16 protein-coding genes and 1 tRNA gene are annotated in these 16,638 nt (G+C 65.4%); 5 read left to right on the top strand and 12 right to left on the bottom strand.

All coding sequences use genetic code 11. The features are described 5' to 3' along the window. Positions 1–193: 193 nt before the first annotated feature. The 3 genes from AB0O58_RS06510 (at position 194) to AB0O58_RS06500 (ending at position 1,717) form a co-directional block, all read left to right on the top strand. On the top strand, positions 194–1,120 hold the full coding sequence (locus AB0O58_RS06510) for a metallophosphoesterase (RefSeq protein WP_228139376.1): 927 nt from the start codon (positions 194–196) through the stop codon (positions 1,118–1,120). A gap of 17 nt (positions 1,121–1,137) precedes the next feature. After that, positions 1,138–1,211 (top strand) — tRNA-Pro (locus AB0O58_RS06505). 80 nt (positions 1,212–1,291) lie between these two features. Further along, positions 1,292–1,717, top strand: a complete 426-nt coding sequence (locus AB0O58_RS06500) for an SRPBCC family protein (RefSeq protein WP_032400317.1) — start codon at positions 1,292–1,294, stop codon at positions 1,715–1,717. A gap of 61 nt (positions 1,718–1,778) precedes the next feature. Here the strand turns inward: AB0O58_RS06500 and AB0O58_RS06495 are convergent, their stop codons facing one another. From AB0O58_RS06495 to AB0O58_RS06450, 10 genes are all read right to left on the bottom strand, one after another. Then, the gene (locus tag AB0O58_RS06495) at positions 1,779–2,750 is read right to left on the bottom strand and encodes an LLM class F420-dependent oxidoreductase (RefSeq protein WP_027494506.1); all 972 of its coding nucleotides are present in this window, start codon (positions 2,748–2,750) and stop codon (positions 1,779–1,781) included. A gap of 9 nt (positions 2,751–2,759) precedes the next feature. Next, on the bottom strand, positions 2,760–3,560 hold the full coding sequence (locus tag AB0O58_RS06490; protein ID WP_032400318.1) for an SDR family oxidoreductase: 801 nt from the start codon (positions 3,558–3,560) through the stop codon (positions 2,760–2,762). A 30-nt stretch (positions 3,561–3,590) separates the two neighbouring features. Next, on the bottom strand, positions 3,591–5,390 hold the full coding sequence (locus AB0O58_RS06485; protein WP_032400319.1) for a glycoside hydrolase family 15 protein: 1,800 nt from the start codon (positions 5,388–5,390) through the stop codon (positions 3,591–3,593). Next, positions 5,387–6,076: an HAD family hydrolase gene (locus AB0O58_RS06480; protein ID WP_032400320.1), complete on the bottom strand. Its 690-nt coding sequence runs from the start codon at positions 6,074–6,076 to the stop codon at positions 5,387–5,389. The genes AB0O58_RS06485 and AB0O58_RS06480 overlap by 4 nt, the downstream gene beginning before the upstream one ends. A gap of 83 nt (positions 6,077–6,159) precedes the next feature. After that, positions 6,160–6,633, bottom strand: coding sequence for a DNA starvation/stationary phase protection protein (locus AB0O58_RS06475; protein ID WP_027494510.1), 474 nt, complete (start codon positions 6,631–6,633; stop codon positions 6,160–6,162). Between the two features lie 139 nt (positions 6,634–6,772). Next, positions 6,773–8,305: a catalase gene (locus AB0O58_RS06470; protein ID WP_027494511.1), complete on the bottom strand. Its 1,533-nt coding sequence runs from the start codon at positions 8,303–8,305 to the stop codon at positions 6,773–6,775. A 174-nt stretch (positions 8,306–8,479) separates the two neighbouring features. Beyond that, positions 8,480–9,115 carry a hypothetical protein gene (locus AB0O58_RS06465; protein WP_032400321.1) on the bottom strand — a complete coding sequence of 212 codons (636 nt, stop codon included), beginning with the start codon at positions 9,113–9,115 and terminating at the stop codon, positions 8,480–8,482. Beyond that, a complete protein-coding gene (locus tag AB0O58_RS06460) occupies positions 9,115–10,806 on the bottom strand; it encodes a GMC family oxidoreductase (RefSeq protein WP_032400322.1) in 1,692 nt (563 codons plus the stop codon). Before AB0O58_RS06460 ends, AB0O58_RS06465 begins: the two co-directional genes overlap by 1 nt. Further along, a complete protein-coding gene (locus AB0O58_RS06455) occupies positions 10,803–12,311 on the bottom strand; it encodes an NAD(P)/FAD-dependent oxidoreductase (RefSeq protein ID WP_032400323.1) in 1,509 nt (502 codons plus the stop codon). The genes AB0O58_RS06460 and AB0O58_RS06455 overlap by 4 nt, the downstream gene beginning before the upstream one ends. Further along, positions 12,308–12,904, bottom strand: coding sequence for a TetR/AcrR family transcriptional regulator (locus tag AB0O58_RS06450; protein WP_032400324.1), 597 nt, complete (start codon positions 12,902–12,904; stop codon positions 12,308–12,310). Before AB0O58_RS06450 ends, AB0O58_RS06455 begins: the two co-directional genes overlap by 4 nt. Before the next feature lie 198 nt (positions 12,905–13,102). Between AB0O58_RS06450 and AB0O58_RS06445 the strand changes: the two genes are divergently transcribed. Further along, the gene (locus AB0O58_RS06445; protein ID WP_032400325.1) at positions 13,103–13,381 is read left to right on the top strand and encodes a hypothetical protein; all 279 of its coding nucleotides are present in this window, start codon (positions 13,103–13,105) and stop codon (positions 13,379–13,381) included. Between the two features lie 41 nt (positions 13,382–13,422). Next, a complete protein-coding gene (locus AB0O58_RS06440; RefSeq protein WP_032400326.1) occupies positions 13,423–14,310 on the top strand; it encodes a polysaccharide deacetylase family protein in 888 nt (295 codons plus the stop codon). Positions 14,311–14,337: 27 nt separating this feature from the next. Here AB0O58_RS06440 and AB0O58_RS06435 read toward each other — a convergent pair whose 3' ends face one another. Together AB0O58_RS06435 and AB0O58_RS06430 are read right to left on the bottom strand one after the other, a co-directional pair. After that, a complete protein-coding gene (locus AB0O58_RS06435) occupies positions 14,338–16,149 on the bottom strand; it encodes a DUF222 domain-containing protein (RefSeq protein ID WP_366238026.1) in 1,812 nt (603 codons plus the stop codon). Between the two features lie 48 nt (positions 16,150–16,197). Then, positions 16,198–16,602 (bottom strand): DUF6855 family protein, encoded by a 405-nt coding sequence (locus AB0O58_RS06430; protein ID WP_032373784.1) that lies wholly within the window; start codon positions 16,600–16,602, stop codon positions 16,198–16,200. Positions 16,603–16,638 lie beyond the last annotated feature (36 nt).

The following is a 16,638-nucleotide window of genomic DNA, read 5'->3' as shown; positions in this document are numbered from 1 at the left end:
GAAACGCTACGCGGCCCAGCCGTCGGCTCGCGCGTCCATATCGGCTTGCTGCCGTATCGTGGATTGGGTGGCCGTTCACTTCAGTTCCTCGTTACTGCCAACCTCGGCGCAACTGCGCAGCGCTTCCACGCAGCTGCGGTCGGTTGCCGAGCACACGCGCGACGTCGTCAGAGCGGCACCGCTCAAGAGCTCGGTGATCGGGACGGCGGGTGCTGCGGCCTTGGGCATCGGCTACGCCACCCTCGTCGAGCGCAACGCGTTCACGCTCCGTGAGACGTCGATGGCGGTGCTCGAACCCGGCTCCGCGACGCTGCGAGTACTGCACATCAGCGACCTGCACATGATGCCGGGCCAGCGGATGAAGCAGAACTGGCTCCGCGAACTGGACCGCCTCGAACCCGACCTCGTGGTCAACACCGGCGACAATCTGTCGCACCAACGCGCCGTTCCCAGCGTCGTGCAGGCTCTCGGGCCGCTGCTGTCGCGTCCAGGGCTGTTCGTGTTCGGCAGCAACGACTACTTCGCGCCCAAGCCGAAGAACCCCTTCAAGTACTTCGACAAGAACCACAAGCGCACGACGGGCGAGTCGCTGCCGTGGCGTGACCTGCGGGCTGCGTTCTCCGAACGCGGTTGGCTCGACGTGACGCATGTCCGCCGCGAACTCGAGGTCGCCGGAGTCCGGATCGCATCGGCGGGCGTCGACGATCCGCACCTGAAGCGCGATCGCTACGACACCATCGCCGGCCAGCCGAACCCGTTGGCAGATTTGCGCCTCGGCATCACCCACTCCCCCGAGCCCCGGGTGTTGGACAAGTTCGCACAGGACGGTTACGACCTCGTCCTCGCCGGGCACACCCACGGCGGCCAGCTGTGCCTGCCGTTCTACGGTGCGCTGGTGACGAACTGCGAGATCGACCGTTCCCGGGTCAAGGGTCCGTCCAAGTGGGGCGCGCACACGCAGCTCCACGTGTCGGCCGGTCTCGGGACCTCGCCGTACGCGCCTGCCCGCTTCTGCTGCCGCCCCGAAGCAACCCTGATCACGCTCACTCCTGCCCCCAGAAAGGGCCCGAAGGACGTCTCCGACGAGGGCGTTTCGCGTTCTGAGGCAGTCGTGAGTTAGACTTCTCCAGCGGTACACGGGGTGTGGCGCAGCTTGGTAGCGCGCTTCGTTCGGGACGAAGAGGTCGTGGGTTCGAATCCCGCCACCCCGACAGTTGGACCACGAAAAGGGACCCACTCGATTCAGTCGAGCGGGTCCCTTTTCTTTGCCTGATCGGCGCTACTGTGAGGCATGCCGACCCCCACCCGCGTTCATGTCACCCATCGGTTCGCTTCGTCTCCCGACGTCGTCTTCGCAGCGCTGTCCGAACACGAGAACCTCGGCCCGTTGTTCCTGGCCAAGATCCGCCGGGTGCGCGACGGAGACACCTCCCGCAACGGCGTCGGATCGGCTCGTAGCCTGAAGCTGGGGCCACTCCCCGCGTTCGAGGAGACCACAACCGTCTCCGAGCCGAACACCCTCATCGAGTACCGCATCACCAAAGGTGGCCCGCTACGCGGTCATTGGGGTGTGCAGAAGCTGACCCCCACCACTGACGGCGGTACCGAACTCGACTACACAATTGGATTCGACGCCCCGATCCCCGGTCTCGCCGCGATCGTCGGCAAGGCACTGACGTCGAGCATCTCGAAGAACCTGTCGCGCTTGGCTCGGTAGCACTGCCGCACAACGACAAGACCCCGATCGATGGTCTCGATCGGGGTCTTCTCGCGCATGCTCAGCTGGACGCAGCGCGCAGCTTCTCCAACAGTGGGCCGGCCGCCTCGGCGAGGAAGCGCTCCTGGGTCTCGTCGCCCACCTGCACGAGGGCGATGTCGGTGTACCCGGCCTCCCAGTACGGCTTCACGGCCTCGACGATGGCGTCCAGGTCCGGTCCGCACGGGATCGTGTCGGCCACATCCTCTTTCCGGACGAACTTCGTCGCACCGGCGAAGCCGGCCGTCGTCGGCAGATCCGCGTTGACGGCCCAGCCGCCGGCGAACCAGCGGAATCGGTCGTGCGCGCGATCGATGGCAGCGTCCTTGTCCGGATCCCACGAAATGGGGATCTGGCCGATGGAGCGCGCCGGGCCCTCGTGGTTGTCCGACCACGCCTTGACGAGATCCGCATCCGGCTCGGTGGCGATGAGGTGATCGCCGTACTCGGCGAACCTCGCCACGGCCTTCTCGCCGCCGGCGGCGATGCCGATCGGGACGCCGCCCTCGGGCAGGTCCCAGATCCGAGCGGAGTCGACGCGAAAGTGCTTGCCCTCGTAGGTGACCAGGCCACCGGCGTGCAGTGCGCGGATGATCTCGAGTGCCTCGACGAACATGTCCTGACGCTTGTCGATGGAGGGCCAGCCTTCACCCACGACGTGCTCGTTGAGGTTCTCACCGCTGCCCAGGCCCAGAGTGAAACGTCCGTCGGCCAGAATCTGTAACGTCGCCGCCTTCTGGGCGACGACGGCCGGGTGGTACCGGATGATCGGGCACGTCACGTACGTCATCAGCTCGACGCGCTCGGTGGCCTGCGCGACCGCACCCAAAGTGGTCCACGCGTAAGGAGAGTGGCCCATGGACGAGAGCCACGGCGAGTAGTGGTCACTGCTGACCTCGAAGTCGAAGCCGACCTTCTCGGCTCCGACGGCGTACTTCACCAGCTCTTTGGGACCGCTCTGCTCGGTCATCAACGTGTATCCGAAATTGGTCATGCTGTTCTCCTAAATTGTTGCGACGGAACCGGCGTCGACTCGGTAGTTGGATCCGTTGACGAAGGACGCGCGATCCGAGCACAGGAACGTGATCACCGAGGCCACTTCCTCGGGTTCGCCGCGGCGTCCCAGTTCCATGTACGGGCGCTCCTCGTCGAGGAAGGTCTCGATGGCACCGTCTCTGTCGGTGCCCTTCTCCTCGGCTCGCTTGTCCATCATCGCGTCGGTCATCGGGGTATGAATGAATGCCGGGGAGACCGCGTTGACCAGCAGGCCCTCCGACGCGTAGCTGCGCGAAAGCCCCTTGGCCAGGGCCAGAACTCCGGCTTTGGCCGAGCAGTAGGGCAATTCGTCGTCGTACGGCTGCACGGCGTCCTCGGACGTCAACAGCACGATGCGCCCCCATCCACCGCGCCGGAGGGCGGGGAGAAACGCGCGCAGTAGGCGGACCGGGCCCATGAGGTCGATGTCAAGGGTGGAGCGCCACCCTTCTTCGTCGATCTCGTGGAACAGCCCCTGCGCGCCGGTGACGCCGGAGGACTGCACCAGAATGTCGATGTCGCCGACGGCCTGCTGCGTGCGCACTGCCAGGTTCTCGACGGCCTCGGTGTCGGTCACGTCCGCGGCGAACGCGAACAGCTGTCCTTCCGCTGCACCGAGTTTCGCGGCGGCTTCGTCCAGCGAACTCTGGTCCTTGTCGCTGACGACCACACGGACGCCCTCGGCCAGCAGCAACTTCGCAGTGTGCCACCCGATGCCGGAGTCGGCTCCGGTCACCAGTGCGGCTCTACCGTCGATTCCCAAATCCATTCGATCCCACTTTGCGCTAGAGGTCGGTTGTCAGGCTGTGGCGTCGTGCGAACGCGCGATTGTCAACGCCGCATTCACCAGGGCCAGGTGGCTCAAGCCCTGCGGGAAGTTACCCAGAAACGACCCATCCGAAGCATCGATCATCTCGCTGTACAGCCCGACGTCGTTGGACATTTCCACCAACTGGTCCATCAGGGCCGTGGCCTCGTCGTCTCGGCCGACGCACGACAGCGCCGATACTCGCCAGAACGCGCAGGCCACGAACGTGACCTCTTCCTCGGCCACTCCGCTGTAGCGGTACATCAACGGCCCGGCACCGAGCTCCTCGCCGAGCGCATCGATCGTGGACGAAATGCGTTCTCCGCGATCGAAGTTCATTTCGGCTGCCAGCAGCACCGACGCGTCGAGCCCGTCGGCACCCGGGTACGCGAGGTAGGTCTGCCGCTCCTCGGACCAGCACTCGGTTTCGATGTACCGCCGTATGCACTCCTTCTCGGCCTTCCACCGATCCGGTATGCCCGGGATCTCCCCGGCTTCGGCCAGGTGCACCGCGCAGTCCAGTGCCTGCCAGCACCCGAGCTTGGAGCTCGTGTAGTGCTGCTCCACCTCGAGCTCCCAGATACCGGCATCCTTGCGCTGCCACGAGTCGCAGGCCTCGTCCGCGATGGTCGCCAACAGCCGACCGGTCTGTGCGTCGAGGATGTTGCCCGCGTCCACGTACTGCCGAATGATCGAGAACAGGTCTCCGAAGATCATGAGCTGGAGCTGGTCCGCCGCGGCGTTGCCGTTGACCACCGGTCCGATGCCGCGCCAGCCAGGCACGTCGGGCTGCTCTGTGCCGCCCGGCAATTCGCCGCCGAGGGTGTAGAACACGTTCACCAACGGATCGTTGACTCGAATGACCTTCAGCAGCCACGCGACCGCCGCATGGATTTCCTCACGCAGACCGAACCGTTGCAGCGCCCGAATGGTGTACGCGGCGTCCCGAACCCAGGCGTACCGGTAGTCCCAGTTCTTGCCACCGGTGCGATTCTCGGGCAGTGACGTGGTCGCTGCCGCCGCGATAGCACCGGATGGACTGTGCAGCAACAGCTTCAATGCCAACGCGCTACGAGCGACGTGCTTCGCCCACGGGCCCTCGTACGAGAACTCGTCCGACCAGACGCGCCAATTGTCGATGGTCCGGTCGATGCCCTCGTCGAGGTGTCGAGGATCCGGCAGCGGCAGTGGCTCGTTCTCGGTTCCGACCACACCGATGACGTGACGCGAACCCGAGCGCGTGGTGAAGACGCCGCTGATGTCGCGATCCGCGAGCTGCACGTCTTCGATCCCCAAAGTCCGGACTGCCAGCGTCAATCCGTCGACGCGCAGGACGGTTCCGTGCTCGGTGTCGTACGCCCACGGCGACGCGATACCGAGCATCGTGCCCGGTGCGACGGACCACGTCATGTCCACTGTTCCGTCCAGTCCGTCGATGCGGCGCGCCAACTCCACCCACGGCAATCGCCCGGCCACACCTGTGTTGAGCGAGTCGGTGATTCGGACCGTACCGCTGTCGGTGCGAAACGTGGTGGTCAGAACGTTTGTGCCGGGCACGAATTCGCGCTCGACGGTGAACTCGTCTCTGGGCGTCAGTTCGATGTACCCACCGTGCGGGGCGTCGAGCAGCGAGGCGAACGGCGGTGGCGAATCGAGGTTGGGTACCGGGAACCAATCGATGCGGCCGTCGTCGGCGATCATCGCGACGGTCCGGCCGTCACCGATCGCGCCGTAACTTTCGATGGGGACGTACCCGTCGACCCTCGGACAAGGCTTTCGGAAGTTGCTCAAGCACTTGCCTTGTCGGCAAGGATCGGGCTCTCGGCGAGGTGTTCCAGCAGATCGGCCGGGTCGTCGAACACTGCCACCGCACCCGCGTCGAGCAGCTCTGCGCGTGAGATACCGCCGCTCAGCACGCCGATGGCCCGCACCCCTGCCCGGCCCGCGGATTCGATGTCCCACACGCTGTCTCCCACCATGATCGCGTGTTCGGCGTCGACGCCGGCGCGCTCGAGCGCAACACCGATGATGTCGGGCTCCGGCTTTGCCACCTCGGCGTCCTCGCCGGATGTCACCACCGCTACCGAATCCTCGACCTCGAGCAGATCACGCAACGTCGACAGCTCGGACTCCGGAGCGGACGTCGCGAGCACCACGGTGACCTCGCGAGTGTTCAGCTCTGCCAACAGCTCCCGTGCACCCGGCAGAATTTCCAAGGTCTTCGACGCGGCCGCGTAGTACTCCCTGTGCAGGGTTTTCGCTTCCTGCGCGAGCGCGCTGTCGGACGAACCGACCAACGCCTCCAGCAACTTCGACCCGTCCATCCCGATACTGCGATGAATGCGCCACGACGACACCTCGTGCCCGGCATCGCGGAACGCGCGGGACCACGCGTCGACATGGACGTAATTGGAATCGACGAGCGTGCCGTCGATATCGAACAACACCGCGTCGACCTTCGGAGCACTTTCAGACATGGGCGTACGAATACCCATGGGCTGTACACGCAAACAAATCGGGCCCCTCACCACCGGTGAGGGGCCCGCATCGAATTCAGGTTTCAGCTGGCCTGGGCCTGCCACATCCAGTGCAGCTGCTCGAGCCGAGCAGTGATGGCAATGAGCAGGTCCTGCGTCACCGGGTCGGCTTCCGCGGTATCGGCGACGCGTCCACGCAGCCGGTCGACGACGGCAGCGATGTTGTCGACGATGGCCGGCACCACTTCGCTGTCCTGGGTCCACCCGGCACCGAAGCCTTTGGTTCCTGCCGTCGAGGAGACGGTGGCTGCCCGGCCGTCCGGGCTGACACCGATCGCGGTGGCGCGCTCGGCCGCCTGATCGGTGAATTCACGTGCAGCAGTGACCAATTCGTCGAGCTCGAGGTGCACGGACCGGAAGTTCTTGCCGATCACGTTCCAGTGCGCCTGCTTCGCGATGAGCGAGAGATCGATCAGGTCGACGACGGTGCCCTGCAGAGCGTCGCCCGCGATCTTCTGCTGACCTGCGTCGAGGGTGCTGGTGATGGGGTTCGTCATGATGTGGCCTCCCTGCCGTTGTGCGACGGTGTGCATCGCACGCCATCATTGTGCTTCCGTCTGTATTGCACAACGGCGGCGCCGCGCCGGTTGTTCCGGGATCGGCGTCGTTGTGACGCCGATCCCAGGAACGTCCGGATCAGACCTTGGCGGCCTCGTCGGCAGGATCGTCGATCGCGCCGGCACCGGTGGTGGGAGCCGTCTCGTTCTGCTGCGACCGAACACCTTCCTCGACCTTCTTGCCGAGCTCGGGGTCGACGTTGGTCCAATACTCGAACACCCGGCTCAGAACCGGCTCGCTGACGCCGTTGAGGACGTGTCCGACGATGTTTCCGACCAGACGCTCGCGCTGCGCGTCGTCCATGACCTCACGGACCAGGGCTCCCGCTTGCACGAAGTCGCCGTCCTCGGGGTGCTCGATGTAGCCGGTGCGGACGAAGCGAGGCTCGAAGTCCCACGCTCCGTCGTCGCCGTACTTGTTCGTGTCCGCCGACGGACCGCCGAAGGAGTTCGGCGCGTAGACGGGCGTCTCCGGAGAGTTGAACGAGTACCGCATGTTGCCGTCCTTGGAGTACGAGTTGACCTCGGACTTCGGGGCGTTGACCGGCAGCTGCGCGTAGTTCGCTCCGATGCGGTACCGATGCGCGTCCGCGTAGGAGAACACACGGCCGAGCAGCATCTTGTCGGGGCTGAAGCCGATGCCGGGCACGGTGTTGGACGGCTCGAACGAGCTCTGCTCGATCTGCGCGAAGAAGTTCTCCGGGTTGCGGTTCAAGGTCATCTTGCCGACCTCGATGAGCGGGTAATCCTTCTGCGACCAGACCTTCGTGAGGTCGAACGGGTTGTACTTGTAGTTCTCCGCCTCGTCGTACGGCATGAGCTGGACCTTGAGGGTCCAACTGGGGAAGTCGCCGTTCTTGATGGACCCGAACAGATCCTGACGGTGGTGGTCGGGTGACGTACCCGCAACCTCGTCGGCCTTGTCCTGCGTCAGGAAGTCGATGCCCTGATCGGTCTTGAAGTGGAACTTCACCCAGGTCTTCGTGCCGTCCTCGGCGATGAGCTGGTAGGTGTGCGAACCGAAACCGTCCATGTGGCGGAACGACTTCGGGATGCCGCGGTCACCCATGAGCCACGTGACCTGGTGCGCCGACTCGGGCGAGAGGGTCCAGAAGTCCCATTGCATGTTGTTGTCACGCAGACCGGAGTCGGGCATGCGCTTCTGGCTGCGAATGAAGTCCTGGAACTTGATCGGATCCTTGACGAAGAAGATCGGCGTGTTGTTGCCGACGAGGTCCCAGTTGCCTTCCTCGGTGTAGAACTTCAGCGAGAAGCCGCGCGGATCACGCCAGGTGTCGGGGCTACCCTGCTCGCCGGCGACGGTGGAGAACCGTGCCAGCATCTCGGTCTTCGCGCCGGGCTGCAACGCCTTCGCCTTTGTGTACTTGCTGATGTCACCGGTGATCTCGAGCTCGCCGAACGCGCCCGCGCCCTTGGCATGCACGACGCGCTCCGGGACCCGCTCGCGGTTGAACTGCGCCATCTTCTCGATCAGGTAGTGATCGTGCAACAGGATCGGGCCCTGTGCGCCGGCGGTGAGCGACTGATCGTCGCTGGCTACGGGGATTCCCGAATTGCTGGTGGTGGGCTTGCTGGTGGTCGGCTTGGTCATACGAAGCCTCCTGATGGCTGTATCGAGTCCGAGAGGGCTGTCCCGGACGAAATCTGTGCGGCCGAGGGCGCGGCCGGATTCTCACGGGGAATGCCCGTACTCACGCGGCATAAACCCTCGAGCTCGACCACCAGCATGCCATCAATCTGTACTAAGTCAAGAAAAGGGTTGCCGTCAGGGCACCAGCCGCGCCTCACCCGTCCGCATCGAACCCGACACGATCTGCAACCCGAAATACGTGCCCGACGGCATCCAGCGATCGAGCGTCGGCCCCGACGCATCCACCTCCACCCGGGCCAACCTGGCTTTCCCCTTCAAGCTCGCGACGCCCAGAGCCGATCCGCCGGGCACCGGCTGCGCGAACCCGATCGATCCGCGCATCGGAAATATGGGCCCGAAGCCGCGGGAGCCGGTCCGCACCGACCAGTCCCCACCGCTGACCCCGGCCTTGTTCAGCACGTCGCCGTCGAACTCGGCCAGCACCTTGGGCAGATGCCAGTTGGTCCTGCCGCCGTGCACCGACGTCGCGGAATCGACGGCGATGAACGGCACCGACATCCGCGGGATCTTTCCGACGTCCCGGCGCAACACCGGGCTCGCCAGTATCTCGCGGTAGGGACCGACGGGTGACGTCATGTAGTCGACGACCATGCACATCGTGATCGGCAACGTCTTCGCGCCGGCAGGCGCGAAATCCGACGACCGGGCGCGATGCCACCAGATCGTGGCTCGGACGTTCGCCGGCCACGGCGCAGCGGGGCTGACCGGCCAATCGGTGCGCTCGGTCTCCGACTCGGCGACGCTCCACATCAGGAGTCCCTCCCCACGACGGTCAGCGGCAGGCGCAGCGCGCCCGGCGCGGTCACCGGCACCACCGGGTTGGACGGTTGAACCGGTGCCACCTCGACATAACCCGAGCCGACGGCAGGCCTACGGTCCGGCTCACCCTTGTTGGGCCACAACGCCATTGCCCGCTCGGCCTGCGCGGTGATGGTCAAAGACGGATTGACGCCGAGGTTGGCGCTGACAGCAGAACCGTCGAGCACGTGCAAGCCCTCGTAGCCGTAGACACGCTGGTACCCGTCGATCACACCGGTCTTCGGTGAGTCACCGATGGCGCAGCCACCGAGGAAGTGCGCGGTCATCGGAATGTTGACGATCTCGGCGATCGAACCGCCCGGATCGCCGCCGATCTTGTCGGCGAGCAACCTGATAGCCGTGTGTCCCTGCGGAATCCACTGCGGCGGCGGATCTCCCGCCCCGGACCTGCTGGTGAGCCGACGGCCGAACGGGCCCTTCTTCGATCCGAGTTCGAGCGAGTTGTCGTCGGTCTGCATCACCAGAGCGATGACGGTGCGTTCGGACCACCGATGGACCGACAGGCTGCGGGCCGCCGCGCCGGGGTGACGCAGCGCCACTCCCAGCGTCTTGAGAATCCGCGGCACCTTGCCGCCGCCGTCGCTGAGAACGGTCTGCAACAGGCCGATCGCGTTGCTGCCCTTGCCGTATCGCACCGGTTCGATGTGCGTGTGATCGTCCGGGTGGAACGACGACGTGATCGCCACTCCCTCGTGGTAGTCCACCTCGCGTCCGCGCGCCGTTGCAGCCAGCACGGCCTCGGAGTTGGTACGTACCAACGAACCGATCTTGTTCGACAGCCGCGGCAACGAACCCTTCTCCTTGGCGGCGAGCATGAGCTTCTGTGTTCCGTAGGTGCCCGCCGAGAAGACCACCTGATCGGCGGTGATCGTCTTCTCCTTGCGCCGCAGCTTGCCCCCGGTCCTGCGCGTCACGACGTCGTAGCCGCTGCCGTTCGGGCGGACGTCCACGACGGTCGTCAGCGGAAGTATGTGCGCACCTGCACGTTCGGCCAGGTAGAGATAATTTTTGACGAGGGTGTTCTTCGCGCCGACGCGGCAACCCGTCATGCACGAACCACACTCGGTGCACCCGGTCCGCTCGGGGCCGGCACCACCGAAGAACGGGTCGGGTGCAGTCTTGCCACGGTCACCGAAGTAGACGCCGACCGGAGTCGAGGTGAACGTGTCGCCCACGCCCATGTCCTCGGCGACCTCCTTCATGACCTTGTCCGAGGCGGTGATCGTCGGGTTGGTCTCGACACCGAGCATCCGACGAGCCTGGTCGTAATACGGATTCAGCTCACGCTTCCAGTCCGTGATGGCACCCCACTGCGGATCCTCGAAGAACTTCGTCGGTGGCTGATACAGCGTGTTGGCGTAATTGAGCGAGCCTCCGCCGACGCCTGCACCCGCCATCACCAGCACGTCGGGCAACAGGTGGATACGTTGGACGCCGTAGCAGCCGAGCGCCGGAGCCCACAGGTACTTGCGCAAACGCCAACTGGTCTTGGGCAATTCGTGATCGGCGAACCGTCGGCCGGATTCCAGCACCGCCACCCGGTAGCCCTTCTCCACGGCCCGCAGCGCGGCCACGCTGCCGCCGAAACCGGAGCCGATGATCAGTACGTCGTAGTCGCTCATGCGGAAACCGCCTTCTTGTCTGATTCACGGGTGTCGGAGACGAGTCGATAATTCGAGGTGTCGAACGTTCGCGTCTTGTTGCGGAACCGGAATGTGTACGTGGGCCACATCGTCGAGTTACGTCCGTTGGCGTCGAGGTACCAACTCGAGCAACCGCCGGCATTCCAGACGGTCCCGTCGAGAGACGAGTCGACCCACGAGTTGTGCTGCTGCTGAGCGGATTCGGACACCTCGACGGCAGTTGCCCGATGGTCCCGCATCTCACTGAGCGCCGAGACGACGTAATTGGCCTGCGATTCGAGCATGTAAACGATCGAACTGTGCCCGAGGTTGGTGTTGGGGCCGTACATCAGGAAGAGGTTCGGGAAGCCGGCGACGGTGGTACCCAGGTGCGCCTGCGGGCTACCGCCCCAGTGCTGCGCGAGAGTCCGGCCGTCGCTGCCGTGCAACAGATGTGACACCGGCGGTTCGGTGGGGGTGAACCCCGTCGCGAAGATGATGGTGTCCACCTCGTGGTTGCGACCCGATGCGTCGACGACGCCGTTCTCGGTCACCGACGTCAGGCCCGATGTCACCAGGTCGACGTCGGGTCGATCCAGAGTTCGCAGCCAATCGTTGGACAGCAGAAGACGTTTGCAGCCGGGTGCGTAGTCGGGGGTCAGAGCCGCCCGCTTCGTCGGGTTCTTGACCTGACGCTTCAGGTTCGCTTTGGCGAACACCTTCACCGCGGGCAGCATCCACGGGTTGTCGGCCAGCACGGTCACGTACGCCTCGCGGTACCCGTAGATGATGCCGCGAACCGCGCGGTGGGCCGCGGGAACCTTCTCGTACAGAGCCCGCTCGACCCGGCCGATGGTGCGGTCCAGACGCGGGATGACCCACGCCGGTGTGCGCTGAAAGACGGTGAGCCGCTGAGCTTTGTCCACTATCTCTGGCACGAACTGCACCGCCGACGCACCGGTGCCGATCACGGCGACGCGCTCTCCGGTCAGATCGTGCTCGTGGTTCCACGTCGCGGAGTGGAACACAGTTCCCTGGAATGTGTCGATGCCCGGGACGTCCGGGATCTTGGGCGTCGACAGTGCGCCGGTCGCCGCTACGAGAACTCTGGCGCTCGTCGCACCCTGGGAGGTCTGCACGGTCCACCGCTGGTCCGTGTCGCTCCAATCGGCCGACAGGAGTTCACAATCGGTGACGATGCGGTCCCGCAGGTTCAGGCGGTCGACTACGGAGCGGAGGTAGTCGAACAGCTCCGGTTGGCGCGCGAAGGTGTGGCTCCACTTGGGGCTCGGCGCGAACGAGAACGAGTACAGCGACGTCGGGACATCGCACGCACACCCGGGGTAGGTGTTGTCCCGCCACGTGCCGCCCACCTCCGACGCTCGCTCGATGACGGTCACGTCGGCACTCGGATCGGCGGCGATGATCTTCGCCACCGCGGCGAGGCCGGCGAAACCGGCCCCGACGACGAGCACGTCCAGTTGTTGGGGCAGTGAAGAATTCACGAGTCCATCACCTTTTCGGACCAGACAGGGAGGAGCCGTCCGCGCAGCTGCGCGTCGGCTTCGGGGGTACGGAACAGAGCAGAGACAGCGAGCCCGCGTGCCAGCTCGACGCTGAGCTCGATGGACTCCGTGGACATGCGGCTACCCATGACGATCTGAGCGCCGCTCTGAATCGCCTCGGCGACGCGTCGTTCGAGCGGAACCATTGCCTCGTGCAGAGCCGGATCGGTACGGGCCGCGACCCACAGCTCGAGTGCGGCATAGAACAGCGGGCCCGAGAACGCGTCGACGAGGATCTCCGGTCCGCGTTCCGGGTCGGGCTCGGCTTCCAGAATCTCGGAGAGGCGGCGGTCCACGAGATGCTCGACGGCAGCGGTCACCAACGTCTCCTTGGTCGGGAAGTGGTGCAGCTGCGCTCCGCGGGACACACCGGCACGCCGCGCGATCTCCTGCGTGCTGGTCTTCGCGAAACCCAACTCGACGAGGCACTCGATGGCTGCATCGAGCAACTTCGCGCGAGTCCCCGCGGTGCGTTCCGCCTGCGTGCGGCGCGGAGTCGGTGCGCCGTCGCTGAGCTCTGTGTCGGTAGTCACACTTCGCACAGTAGCGTCAAAACAACAAACAGTCCAGCCTGACTTTAAGTTTTGTCACAACCCCGCTCATCCGCCTTCGAGACCGCCGACAGGCGTTTGCTCAGCCCGACCGCCGACCGTCGCACCACCCTGTCGCGCCGTCGTGGGCACACTGGCCTTCGCGCGCAGAAAGCGCGTTGTTCGACGGAAAGGATCAACATGACGAGCCATTCGGTACGTCCCGAGGACGTACTTCCCGACGGAGCCGAGAGAGCCACGTTCGACGGTCACCCGATACGGAAAGGCACGGTGGCGGCGTTCATCGCGAATGCGCAAGCGCTCCGCGACGTGGAACCTGGAACCGCGGCCCACGACGAACTGATCGCGACGCTGAAAGAGCTGGCACCGCAGCTGGCAGCCATCGGAGTGTTCGAGGTGTTCGAGCCACGGGACCCGCAGATCGCCCACCTGGTGGACGCCGCGACTCAGACCGACTGACCGACAGTTTGTGCCGACTCGCCGCGGGCAATACCCCGGCCATGGCTCTCCCCTCGCACGGCCGCTTCGAGTACTCCCCCATCGTCGATCGGCCTCAGTTCGAGTGGCCGGGCGGGGCGCGGCTCGCGGTGTACGTCGCGGTCAACTGCGAGCACTTTCCGTACGACGACGGGCAGCCCGGGTTGGGTTACACACCCGCGATGGACCAGCCCAACACGTACAACTGGGGCTGGCGTGAATACGGCAATCGCGTCGGTGGCTTCCGGATCGCAGAGACACTGCAGCAGTCCGGGATTCGGCCGACATTGCTGGTCAACACCGAGGTGTACGAGCACGCCCCGCAGCTGACCGCGGCGTTCCGAGCCCTCGACGCCGAGGTCGTCGCGCACGGCCGAACGAACGCGGTGCAACCGAACGATCAAGACGAAGACACCGAACGCCGCTCCATCGAGGATGTCACCGCCACGATCGAACGACACGAGGGAACACCGCCCCGAGGATGGATGAGCCCCGGCGCGAATCCGAGCCGCGTCACCGAGGACCTCCTCGCGGAGCGCGGTTACCAGTACACCTTGGACTGGCCCGTCGACGACCAACCGGTGTGGCTACAAACCCGCGGCGGCCCGCTGCTCAGCGTCCCGTATCCCCACGAGATCAACGATCTGCCGATGTTCGTCCATCACCATCAGACCGCAGAAGCGTTCGAGCACAACATCATCGGCAGCTTCGACGAACTGAAGGAGAACTCGGCGAGGCAACCGGTGGTGCTCGCCGTCTCCGTGCACACCTTCCTGACGGGTCAGCCCTACCGGCTGCGACGGTTCCGCGCAGCGCTGCAGCACCTGACCGACAACAGCGACGGCGTCTGGTTCACCACCCCCGGCGACATCGCGGCGCATTACCGCACGGTTGCACCTCCCGTCCGATAGATCGGCAGGATCACAACCGACCTGGAGTCAGGCGGCTCGCTGTTTTCGTCGGTGGTAGCTCGGGAGGGGGTGCTGTCTGGGGTCGACGGATTCGGGTGGGATGGCGTACGGGTGTCCGTCGTCGCCCATGATCAGTTGCCAGTCGCCGTGGTGGACGAGGCGGTGGCATTCTCCGCAGACGAGCGCGAGGTTGTTCAGGTCGGTGTGGCCGCCGTGTTCCCAGAATTCGATGTGGTGGGCTTGGCACCACTGGGCTGGGCGGCCGCACATGACGCAGCAGGTGTCGCGGATGGTCAGGGCGATGCGTTGGTCGTCGCTGGCGAGTCTGGTGGTTCGTCCGAGCGCGAGGGGTACGCCGTGGTGGTCGACGATGACGGGGGTCAGGTCGGCGTCGCAGGTGACGAGCTCGGCGAGGGATCGGCTGATGGGGCCGGTCCAGTCGAGGTGGAACGGCCAGTCGGCGTCGCCCGGCTTGGGCACAGATTTCTGCCCGGCACCAGCACCACCGGCTGCTGCTTTGTTGCGAGCAGCAGCGCCTCCCCTCTCGGGAACAGACTTCCGCCCGGCACGGTCGACATCGCCACCATCACCACCGGACGCTGCTGCGCCGCGAGCAGCCATACTCCCTGGGCTGGAGGCAGACCTATGCCCGGCGCTACTACCACCGCCACCATCACCACCCGTCGCTGTTTTGTTGCGAGGACCAGTGTCGCCCGGCTCGGGGAAAAGCTTGTTCCCGGCACCATTACATCCAGCTGCTCGGCCGCCGCGAGCAGCGATATCCCCTCGAGCCACTCCATCCGGACGCGAGCCGTTGCTGTCGCCGCCGTTCGAGGCGCTCTTCGCGACCGAATCGGTGTCGCCCGAATCCGTTGCACCGCTATCGGATTGCTTGTCACCGTCGTGGGCGAGCAAGTCCCGCAGGGGAACGATCAGGTGCACCGACGCCCGCGACCCGCCCGCCGACCCGTGGGTGCCGCCGCGGAGGTGTCGGTCGAGGATCTGATCGAGTGCATCGGCCCGGCGCTTCGACGGGCTGCGTGGATCGCGTTCACCGCCGGGACCGGGTCGCGGTGCCGTCAACGGCGACAGAGCGGTGAGAAGCTTCTCGGCGAGGAGTCGGTCGATGTTGCCGCCGACCTGGAAGCGGCCGTTGGCCAGAGCTTGCAGGTCGAATCGGTTCAGGTCTAGGTTCTCCGACACCGGTCGCGGTGCAGGCGTCGGTGGAACAGGCTCGGGCGCAGGTGGTTCCGGATCGGGAGGCGTGCCGCTAGTGGTCGCTGTATCGTCTTTTCGCCGCTCCTGATCGTGGCGTTCCTGTTCCTGCTGTTCCTGCTCTCGTCGTTGTTTCTCGGCTTTCGCGTGTCGTGCTCGGGCGTCGTCGGCGGCAGCATGCGCCAAAGCCTGCGCGCGGGAGGTCACTTGGCCGGCGGTGTTGCGCATCGCGGTGTCGAGCAATTCGGCGACTATTCCGTTGCGCCGGCCCTGATTCAACGTCGGGTCGGCCACCAGAACGACGTCGTATCCCTCGGCGATGGCGGCGGCGTGAGCGGTGTGGACCCGGCCGTCGGCGAGGGCGTCGAGCACGGTGGGGTGATCGAACAGCCAGTACCCCAGTGCGTTCTGGCGGGCTGCTGACCCGTCCGTGATGCGCACCGACCTCGCGTACCAGCGGGTGACGGACGAGTGCCCGAGTTTCATCGCCAAGCCGCGGCGGTCGATGTCGGCGAGCAACGTCAATCTGGTTGCGGCGAGGGCATTTTCGAGAGAGGTCACGTCGGCGAGCTCGGAGACCAATTCCTGGTCCCCGAGCTCGAACACATCCCCCCATGTCTTCACACCACGAAAGCTATACCCACCCACCGACAGACTTTTTCGACGAGCCCCTTACAACGTACGCACGCTGTTGTTGCGCGCATTGTGGGTCAGCTCGGCCAGGCCGAGCTCTTCGAGCAACGGCGGCAAGTACATTCCGAAGCGGCCGCGGTATCCGTTCCTGAGTCCGTACCAACCGCCGACCGGATTGTCGGGCGAACGCCCCCACGCTTCGACCGTGTCCGGCGCAGCCGGCTTCTTTTCGTCCGCAGCACCGAGTAATACCCAGTCGGCGCGTTCGGTGAGCCAACCGTACAGGTCTTCGATTGCCTCGATGCGGTATCGCAAGGTCGTCGACCCCACCTGGCACACGAGGGCAGGTGGCTCGTGGTCGGGATCGCGGTACATGGTGTATGCCGAGGTGCCGGGGGCGGTGGTGAGAGCCCACGGGCCGGATCTGGTTCCGCTGCTGGTCATGGACGGTGTCCGTTCCGTTGACGCAGTCAGCCGACA

This window comes from Rhodococcus sp. NPDC080181, assembly GCF_040702225.1.
In the GTDB taxonomy this organism is placed as follows: Bacteria; Actinomycetota; Actinomycetes; order Mycobacteriales; family Mycobacteriaceae; genus Rhodococcoides; species Rhodococcoides fascians.
Note: the sequence above shows the minus strand (reverse complement) of the source record. Positions and strands in the feature narration are given on the sequence as shown.